This is a genomic window from Actinomadura sp. (genome assembly GCF_044508335.1).
Taxonomy (GTDB): domain Bacteria; phylum Actinomycetota; class Actinomycetes; order Streptosporangiales; family Streptosporangiaceae; genus Spirillospora.
In genome coordinates, this window is sequence record NZ_JBIQHY010000188.1 from 1 (window position 1) to 8,222 (window position 8,222).

Consider the following 8,222-nt stretch of genomic DNA (forward strand, 5'->3'; position numbering starts at 1 on the left):
CTAGGTGGCGGAGGGCAACGGTCTCTTCGTAACGCTCCTTGATCGAGCGTGAAATGGCTACAGCTCGTTCGTGATGAATTAAAGCATCACCGTAGCGGCCAATGCTATGTAAAGTGGCGCCGATACCGATGAGGGTGTCGACCTGTGTTCTCCGATCGCCCAATTCCATCGCTATCGCGAGGGCCGCGCGGTAATTGGCCAGGGCCGTTTCGTAGGCTCCGGTGCGGCGGTGGACGTTGGCCGCGTTGATGAGCACGATGGCCTCATGCTGGCGGCTCAGCTCGGCGGCGCCGGCGGTCTGCGCGTAGTACTCGGCGGCGCGGTCGACGTCGCCCATGCGGATCATCAGGTCGCCCATGTTGTTGAGCGCCATCGTCCGCAGGCGCGGGGCGTCGATCTCGGTGAGGATCGCGAGGGCCTTGAAGCGGAGCCGTTCGGCCTCGCGGTAGTCGCCGGTGAACTCCAGGATGATCGCGTTGCGATCGAGGTTCTCCGCTTCTCCATGCCGGTCGCCGAGGGCGCGGTGGATTTCCACCGCCGCCCGGCAGTGGGCCAATGCCTCGGGGAAGCGGGATAGATGCCAGTGGATGAGGCTAATGCGGCCGAGAATATGCGCCTCTCCACGGCGGTCACCGGTTGAACGGTAGATTTGCAGCGCCTTTTCCGCATTTTCCATCGCGCTGTCGTAGTCGCCGACGCGGAAACGGATGTGGCTCAGGTCGGTCAGGGCGCGGGCGGTGCCCGGACGGTCGTTCAGGCGCCGGAGCGCCTCGACGGCCCTGGTGTGCAGGTGTGCGGCGGTGTCCCAGTGGCCGCGCGACTCCAGATGCCCGGCGAGCACGCGGGAGAAGCCGGCGACGTGCGTCGCCGAGCCGATGCGGTCGGCTTCGGCGGCGGCGTTCAGGAGGCAGGCGTGCTCGGCGGCGAACCATTCCGCCGCGTCCGCCTCGTCCGCGAGGGGCGGCGCGGAGTGCGGCCGGCCGGTCGGCTCTTGGTGCGGGAACAGCAGGTGGTTCGCGTGGCCGGCCGCCGCGAGGTAGAAGTCCAGGAACCGGTGGACGGTCCGGCGGCGGTCCTCGTCGGCGTCGGTCCGGCGGGCCACGCGGCGCGCGTAGTCCTGCACGAGGTCGTGGAAGCGGTATCGGCCGCGGGCGGGCTCGGTGATCAGGTGGCGGTCGAGCAGCTCCTCGAGGATCCGCTCGGCCTCCCGGAGCGGGCACGCCAGTGCCGCGGCGGCGGCGTCGGCGGTCAGGTCGGGGCCGGGGTGCAGGCCGAACGCACGGAACGCGTCCCGCAGCGGCGGTGCGAGACCGCGGTAGGACACCTCGAACACGGCGGCTATCCCGCGGTCCTCGTCGCGCAGTTCGTCCAGCCGCATGTCGTCGGCGGACAGCCGGTCCAGCAGGTCGCGGACGTCCCACGCGCGGCGGTGGCGCAGCCGGCTCGCCGCCATGCTCACCGCCAGCGGCAGCCGCCCGCAGCGCTCCACGACCGCGGCGACGTCGGCGCCGGCCTTGGCGCGCCCGGGGCCCGCGATACCGGTGAACAGCGCCGTCGCGTCCTGGAGGGACAGGGTCTCCAGCGACAGCGGCCAGGCGTCGTGCAGCCCGGTCAGCCGGCGGCGGCTCGTCACGATCACCAGGCAGCCGGCGGATCCGGGGAGCAGCGGCCTCACCTGGTCGTGCCCGGCCACGTCGTCCAGGACGAGGATCGCGCGGCTGCCCGCCAGCTCGGACCGCCACAGCGCGGCGCGCTCGTCAAGTGCCCGCGGCACCCGGGTCACCGGGACGCCGATCATGCGGAGCAGCGTGTGCAGGGCGTCCGCCGGATCGACGGGCTCCTGCCGGGCGTCGTTCGCGTGCAGGTCGAGGTACATGGTCCCGTCGGGATAGTGCTCGGCGAGCCGGTGCGCCAACTGGACGGCGAGCGCCGACTTGCCCACCCCGGCCATGCCGTCGATCGCTATGACGGGCATCGCGGCGCCTGCGGGCGGACCGGCGATGCCGGGCACCGTGTCCAGGAGCTGCCGCATCTCGTCGTCGCGTCCGACGAAGACCCGCGCGCGGTGCGGCAGCGTGTGCGGGCGCCGGTCCAGGCTCAGCTGGGTGCCGGGGACGCGCAGCAGGTCCGGGTCGCCCCGCAGGATCTGCTGCTGGAGCCGCCGCAGCCCGGGGCCGGGGTCCGTGCCGAGTTCCGCCGCGAAAAGGTCGTGCGCGCGCCGGTAGACCTCCAGTGCCTCGGCCTGCCGCCCGCAGCGGTAGAGCGCCTTCATGAGCCGTTCGACGGGCCGCTCGTCCAGCGGATGGCGCTCGGTCAGATCCGATAACTCGCGGAGGACGTCGGCGTGGTTGCCGTGCTTCAACTCCAGATCGATGCGCGCGAACGCGGCGGACAGCAACTCCTGCTCCAAATTGTGCCGGGTGCGTTCGGCCCAGCCGCCGGACAGGTCGGCGAGCGGTTCGGCCCGGCACAACTCCGCGGCTTGGCGGTGGTGATCGAGGGCGTATTCGTCGTCGCCGCTCTCGGCGATCGCGCGGGCCTGGTCGCGCAGCCGCCGGAACCGGTAGAGGTCGACGGAGTCATCGTCGACGTCGAGCAGATAGGACCCCTGCCTGGAGATCAGTGTGGCGCCTTCCGCGTCCTCCAGCCTGTGGCGCAGCCGCGTCATGTAGACCTGCAGGCCCTGCCGGGCCTTGGCCGGCGGGTCGCGGTCCCATACCCGGCGGATGATGGTCTCGGTGGGCACCGGCTGCCGGACGCTGAGGAGCAGCACGGCCAGCACGCAGCGTTCCTTGGGCGTTCCGAGGTCGCGCCGCCGGCCGTTCACCCACAACTCGACGGCGCCCAAGATGCGGAACTCCACCGGTTCCCCTTTGTGGAAATCTCCTCCTGAGCCGATTTTGGCATCGTGTGCACCGAATGGCCAGGGCGGAGCCGCGTTCCCCGGGACTTCCCGGAGCTCCCACTACTCACCGAGTCAGGATGATTGCAAGTTTTCGTCAAGTTCCTCGGCGGACACTCGATTCCGGAGGGCGGGTCTTTTCGGTCCGCGACGGAGGGACGGATGTTCGCATCCGAGGACGAAGGGGGTTCGTTGACGGCAATGACCGGCTTCGAATGGCGTCGGGCCCTGACCGGGTTCGACCCCGGCTGGTGGGGACGGCTGGGGGACCGGCGCACCGTGCTGGTTGTCGTGGGCTCGCCCGTACGGGGCCAGCCCGCACTGGACGTGGCGCGGCTCGCGGGCACCGACCCGCGGCTGCGCGTGCTCTTCGCGGCGGCCCCCGGGCCGTCCTCGGCAGCTGTGGAGGTGATGCTCAAGGACGCGGGCGCCGCACCGCTGTCCTTGTCCGAACTCGCGGGCGGCGATGTGGGCCTGGTCGTCACCGCGCACCGGGTTCCCGAGGGCCCGCCGGCCGCGCCGCTCATCGCGCTGCCCGGGACGATCACCGCTGAGGTGGCGCACCGGCCCGCGCCGACCGTCTTCACCTACGCCCACCACCTGGACCGCCCCCCGGACGCCCGGGACGGCCACGTGGTCGGCGACTCTGATCATGATCGCTTGGTGGCGAGCCTGCCGCTGCGCGACTTCTACCGGCGCGCGCTGGGCGTCGGCGGGCGGCGCGGGCTCGTCGTGGTCGCGCTGCCCGCGGCCGGCGGCGCCGGGGTGTGCGCGTGCCGCCGGTCGCCGGACGTCGTGGGCCGCCTGCTCGCCGAGCTGCCGTCCGACCGCTACCTCGTGCTCGGCGTCCCCGACCCGCGCGGCGACCGGTGCCCGGAGAGGCTCGCGGTCCACCTGCGGGCGGGGCTGAGCCTGATGCCGCCGGAGGCGGACTGGCGGGCCGCGCTCGCCGCCGCCGACTGGATCCTCGGGCCGCCGGGGCCCGTCACGCGCTACGGGACGATCACCGGCGTCCCGGTGCTCATCACGGGACCGCCGCCGGGGGACGCGCTGCGCCTGCTCGCGGTGCGGTTCGCGGCGCACCGGCCCGTCCGCCCGCAGCTGGCCGAGGCGGCGGCGCGGTGGCGGCCGGAGCGGGTCCGGCCCGTCCTCGGGCGGATCACGTCCGAGCCGGGGCGGTTCGACCGCAACATCCGCAGCCTGATGTACGGGCTGCTCCGGCTGCCGCAGCCCGCCACGATCCCCGTGGCCGATCCGGTCTCGCCGCCGTTCCGCATCGGCCGCCGGCCGGCCGGCCGCGTCCTGCAGGGAGGCTGAGATGATCTTCTCGGCCGACTCCTGGGTGCCGGGCCCGTTCGGGCTGGACGCTCTGCGCGGCGCGACCGTGCCGGCGCGCCGGGCGGTCCTGGCCGTCGCGCACCATCTGACCGCCGCGACGCGGCTCGCCGACGTCATCCCGCTGCTGGAGTCCGACCGGCGCGTCGCCGTCGCCTACACGGCCCCGCCGGCGTCGGTGTTCACCGGCGGGCTGGAGGAGCATCTGCGGAGCCTCGGCGGGCTCGTGCTGCCGTGGCGGCAGTCCGTGTCGACCAAGTGGGACCTCATCGTCGCGGCGAGCAACGGGATGCTGGAGAACCTGCACGGCCCGGTCATGACCGTGCTGCACGGCGCAGGTCCGGGGAAGCTGCTGGCCCGCCTCCGCGGCGACGGCCCGGCCGCCGCACGTCCCGTCACCGGGCTGATCAGGGAGCGGCTCGTCGTCGCCGGGAGGGTCGTGCCGTCGTCGATCGTCCTGGCGCACGACCGGCACCTGGAGATGCTCGAACGCGAGTGCCCGGAGGCGCGTCCGGTGGCGTTCGCCGCAGGCGACCCTTGCCTGGACAGGCTGCTCGCGAGCCTCCCCTACCGGAGGACGTACCGCCGCGCGCTCGGGGTGCGGCCCGGTCAGCGGCTCCTCTTCGTCAGCTCCACCTGGAACGGGGACTCGCTGCTCGGCCGCCACTTCGACCTGCTGCTGCGCCTCGCCGCCGAGCTGCCGCGCGAGCGGTACAAGATCGTGGCCGCGCTGCACCCGCACGTCTGGGCCTACCACGGCCGGCGCCAGGTGCTCGCCTGGCACACCGACTGCCTGCGGCTCGGCGTGCGGCTGTTCCCGCCCGAGGAGGGGTGGCGCGCCGGGCTGGTCGCGGCCGACGTGCTGATCGGCGACCACGGGTCCGTCACCTGCTACGGCGCCGCGATCGGGGTGCCGGTGCTGCTGGGGGCCTTCCCGGAGGACGCGGTGGCCCCCGGAACCCATGTCGCGCGGCTCGGCGCGCTCGCCCCGCGGCTCGACACGGACCGGCCGCTCGCGCCGCAGGTGGAGGAGGCCGCGCACGCGTTCACCGGGCGGGTCCATGCCGCGATCCGCGGCGACATCACCTCCCGGCCGGGGCAGGCGGCCCGCCTCATCCGCGAGGAGATGTACCGGCTGCTGCGGCTGCCCGACCGGGACCGCCCGCCGGACGTCGAGCCGGTCCCGCTCCCGGCGTCCTGCGGCCTGCGGGCGGCGTGATGGTCGCGCTCGTGCGGGTCTGGGACGGCCTGCCGGGAGCGGAGCGGGTCCTCGTCGGCGGGCGGGCGCTGACGCTTCGGCGCTCGCCCGCCGGCTCCGGCCCGCCGCCGTGCGACGAGCACCTCGTTGCCGGGCCGGACGAGGCGTCGCGGGCCTGGCTGGCGTGCGCGGACGTGATCGTCGGCGGCGCCGGGGACCCCGCCCGGCTCCTGGCGGCCCATCCGGGGTGCCTCGTCGCGGTGACCGTCAACGAGCGGGGCTGCCTGGTCGCTGCGCGCGGCCTGGACGCACGGCTCGACCCCGTCCTCGGCGGGACGTGCCCCCCGGCCGACGCGGCCCTGTACGCGTCCGCCCTGCATGCCTGGCTCGTGTCGGGCGGGCGTCCGGTGGGCACGCTCGCCCGGCTCACCCTCGTCCGCGGGAACACGGTCACGGTGGTCAGGGTGCGGCATCACCCGGCGACGCGCCCGGCGGCTCGCCCGGCGGCTCGCCCGGCGGCGCGCCCGGCAGCTCGGCGAGCCGCTCGCTGACCTGCGCGGCCTGCGGCGAGCCGAGATCGGCGTAGAGGGCGAGCGCCTGCTCCAGCAGCGGGCGCTCGGCCGCCGGGTCGCCCCGCCGCTCGGCGATCCGGGCCAGCTCGCGCAGCGCGCCCGCCGCCACGTGCGGCGCGTCCGTCTCCCGCGCGACGGCCAGCGACTCGCGGAGGGCGGCGGCGGCCTCGTCCAGGCGCCCGGCGCGCAGCCGGGCCTCGCCGAGGCAGGTGAGCGTCCGCGCGTGGTGGTACGGCTCGTCCCGCCGCGGGAACTGCTCCAGCACGCCGGCCAGCGTCGCGTCGGCCTCGTCGTGCCGCCCCGCCATGCTGAGCGCCTCGCCGATATGCCGGTCCATCAGCGCGATCCCGCGCGGACGCCCCAGGCTCACGTGGACGTCCCGCGCCAGGGCGAACAGCTCGACGGCACGGGACGGGGCGCCGGTGGCGAGCGCCGCGACGCCGAGTCCCTCCAGCGCCGACGCCTCGCCGAGCCGGTGGCCGGACTCCCGCTCCAGGGCCAGCGCGGTCTCGTAGTGGCCGGTCGCCGCGCCGAAGTCCTGGAGGTTGAGGTGGGCGACCCCGAGCCCTTCCAGCATCCGCGCCTCGGCGCGCGGGTCGCCGCAGGACCCGGCGGCGGCGCGGCCCAGCTCGTACATCCGGATCCACGACGCGTAGTGCTTGCGCTGCAGGAACAGCGGCCACATCGCCTCGGCGAGCTGCCAGGCGACGGCGTGCAGCCCGGTGGCGTGCGCCTCCCGCGCCACCGCCGCCAGGTTCGGGCGCTCCCGGTCGAGCCACTCCAGCGCCGCTCCGCGGGACGGGAACCGGTCGTCCGGCGGGGCCGCGTACCGTTCGCCGAGATGCCAGCGCCCCGGCATGAGGGTGAGGTCGGCGGCCACGGCGGTCGCCAGGTACCAGCCGGCGAGCCGCTCGAACGCGGCCCCGCGCTCCGGTTCCGCCGCGCGGGACGCGTCCCGCGCGTGCAGGCGGACGAGGTCGTGGAAGTGGTACCGGTCGCCGGGGCCTTCGAGCAGCAGGCTGGCGTCCACGAGGCCGTCCAGGACGCGCGCGGCGTGCTCCTCGTCCGTCCCGATGAGGGCCGCCGCCGCGGCGACGCCGAGATCGGGCCCGGGGTGGACGCCGAGCAGCCGGTAGGCCGCCGCCTCCTCTTCGCCGAGCGCCTGGTAGGAGGTGTTGAAGACGGCGCTCACCGAGATGTCGCCCTCGCCGGTGCGCAGCGCGGAGAGCCGCCGCGCCTCGTCGCCGAGTTCGGCGACCGCGCGGGCGATCGGCCAGCGCCGCCGTGCCGCGAGCCGGGCGCCGGACGCGCAGACCGCCAGCGGCAGGGTGCCGCAGAGCTCGACGAGCGAGCGGGCGTGGTCGCGTTCCGCGCCGATCCGCTCCGCGCCGATCAGCCGCTCCAGCAGTTCCAGCGCCCCCGGTTCGCCGAGTGGGGCGACGTCCAGGAACCGCGCGCCGTCCACGACGAGCCCCGTCAGCCGGTGCCGCGAGGTGACCACGACCAGCGACGGCCCCGCCCCGGGCAGCAGCGGGCGGACCTGCGCCGCCGACACGGCGTTGTCGAGCATGACGACCAGCCGGCGGCCGGTCGTCATGGACCGGAACAGCGCGGACTGCTCCTCGGCCGCGGCCGGGATGCTCTCCGGGGCCGCGCCGAGGGCGCGCAGGAAGCGCTCCAGCGGCTCGTCGGGCGGGAGCGGCCCGGTCCCGGAGAAGCCGCGCAGATCGATGAACAGCTGGCCCTCGTAGCCGTCCTTGATCTCGTGCAGCCACCGCAGCGCGAGCGTGGTCTTGCCGACGCCGCCGGGGCCGGTGAGGACCACGGGCCCCGGCCGCTCCGCGAGCGCCGCCAGCTGCCGCAGCTCGCTGCGCCGGTTCGCGAACAGCCCGGACGGCGGCAGCTGCGCGGGGGCGGGAAGGGCCGGCGCGCCGGGCGCGGTGATGTGCACGCCGCCGGCGATGGAGCCGGCCTGGACGCTCGACCCGGCGATCCTCCCCGTCAGCTCGTTGGTCCACCGGTCCCGTTCGTCGGGAGACTGCACGTTCAATCCATCCCATTGACTCGGTGGTGCGTTGATCGCCCCGCTTTATGGCTAATGTAGCCGGACGTCCGGTTGACGATACAGCGGGATTTATTTGCAGTTTTGGTCATGGCATTTATGGAGAGCCGGTCAGAATGGCGATTGTCCGCGTCCGCCCGGCGTGATGCACTG

At 74.5% G+C, this 8,222-nt stretch carries 5 protein-coding genes; 3 read left to right on the forward strand and 2 right to left on the reverse strand.

All coding sequences use genetic code 11. The features are described 5' to 3' along the window. A partial coding sequence (locus ACIWVC_RS33455) for a BTAD domain-containing putative transcriptional regulator (RefSeq protein WP_396452806.1) occupies window positions 1–2,863 on the reverse strand: 2,863 nt, incomplete at its 3' end. 240 nt (window positions 2,864–3,103) lie between these two features. On the opposite strand from ACIWVC_RS33455, the gene ACIWVC_RS33460 reads away from it, so the two are divergent. Genes ACIWVC_RS33460 through ACIWVC_RS33470 form a run of 3 tightly spaced genes read left to right on the forward strand, consistent with a single transcriptional unit; the run spans window position 3,104 to window position 5,986 of the window. Then, a complete protein-coding gene (locus tag ACIWVC_RS33460) occupies window positions 3,104–4,219 on the forward strand; it encodes a hypothetical protein (protein WP_396452808.1) in 1,116 nt (371 codons plus the stop codon). A 1-nt stretch (window position 4,220) separates the two neighbouring features. Continuing rightward, a complete protein-coding gene (locus tag ACIWVC_RS33465) occupies window positions 4,221–5,456 on the forward strand; it encodes a hypothetical protein (RefSeq protein ID WP_396452810.1) in 1,236 nt (411 codons plus the stop codon). After that, window positions 5,456–5,986, forward strand: coding sequence for a hypothetical protein (locus ACIWVC_RS33470; RefSeq protein ID WP_396455076.1), 531 nt, complete (start codon window positions 5,456–5,458; stop codon window positions 5,984–5,986). Before ACIWVC_RS33465 ends, ACIWVC_RS33470 begins: the two co-directional genes overlap by 1 nt. On the opposite strand, the gene ACIWVC_RS33475 is transcribed toward ACIWVC_RS33470, so the two are convergent. Beyond that, the gene (locus ACIWVC_RS33475) at window positions 5,895–8,051 is read right to left on the reverse strand and encodes an ATP-binding protein (protein ID WP_396455077.1); all 2,157 of its coding nucleotides are present in this window, start codon (window positions 8,049–8,051) and stop codon (window positions 5,895–5,897) included. The two genes, ACIWVC_RS33470 and ACIWVC_RS33475, sit on opposite strands and share 92 nt — an antisense overlap. Between the last annotated feature and the right edge of the window lie 171 nt (window positions 8,052–8,222).

What these genes read in the sequence shown, in the direction of transcription:
- ACIWVC_RS33470 (WP_396455076.1), top strand. Translation starts at nt 5,456, where the DNA reads ATGGTCGCGCTCGTGCGGGTCTGGGACGGCCTGCCGGGAGCGGAGCGG.
- ACIWVC_RS33465 (WP_396452810.1), top strand. Translation starts at nt 4,221, where the DNA reads ATGATCTTCTCGGCCGACTCCTGGGTGCCGGGCCCGTTCGGGCTGGAC.
- ACIWVC_RS33460 (WP_396452808.1), top strand. Translation starts at nt 3,104, where the DNA reads ATGACCGGCTTCGAATGGCGTCGGGCCCTGACCGGGTTCGACCCCGGC.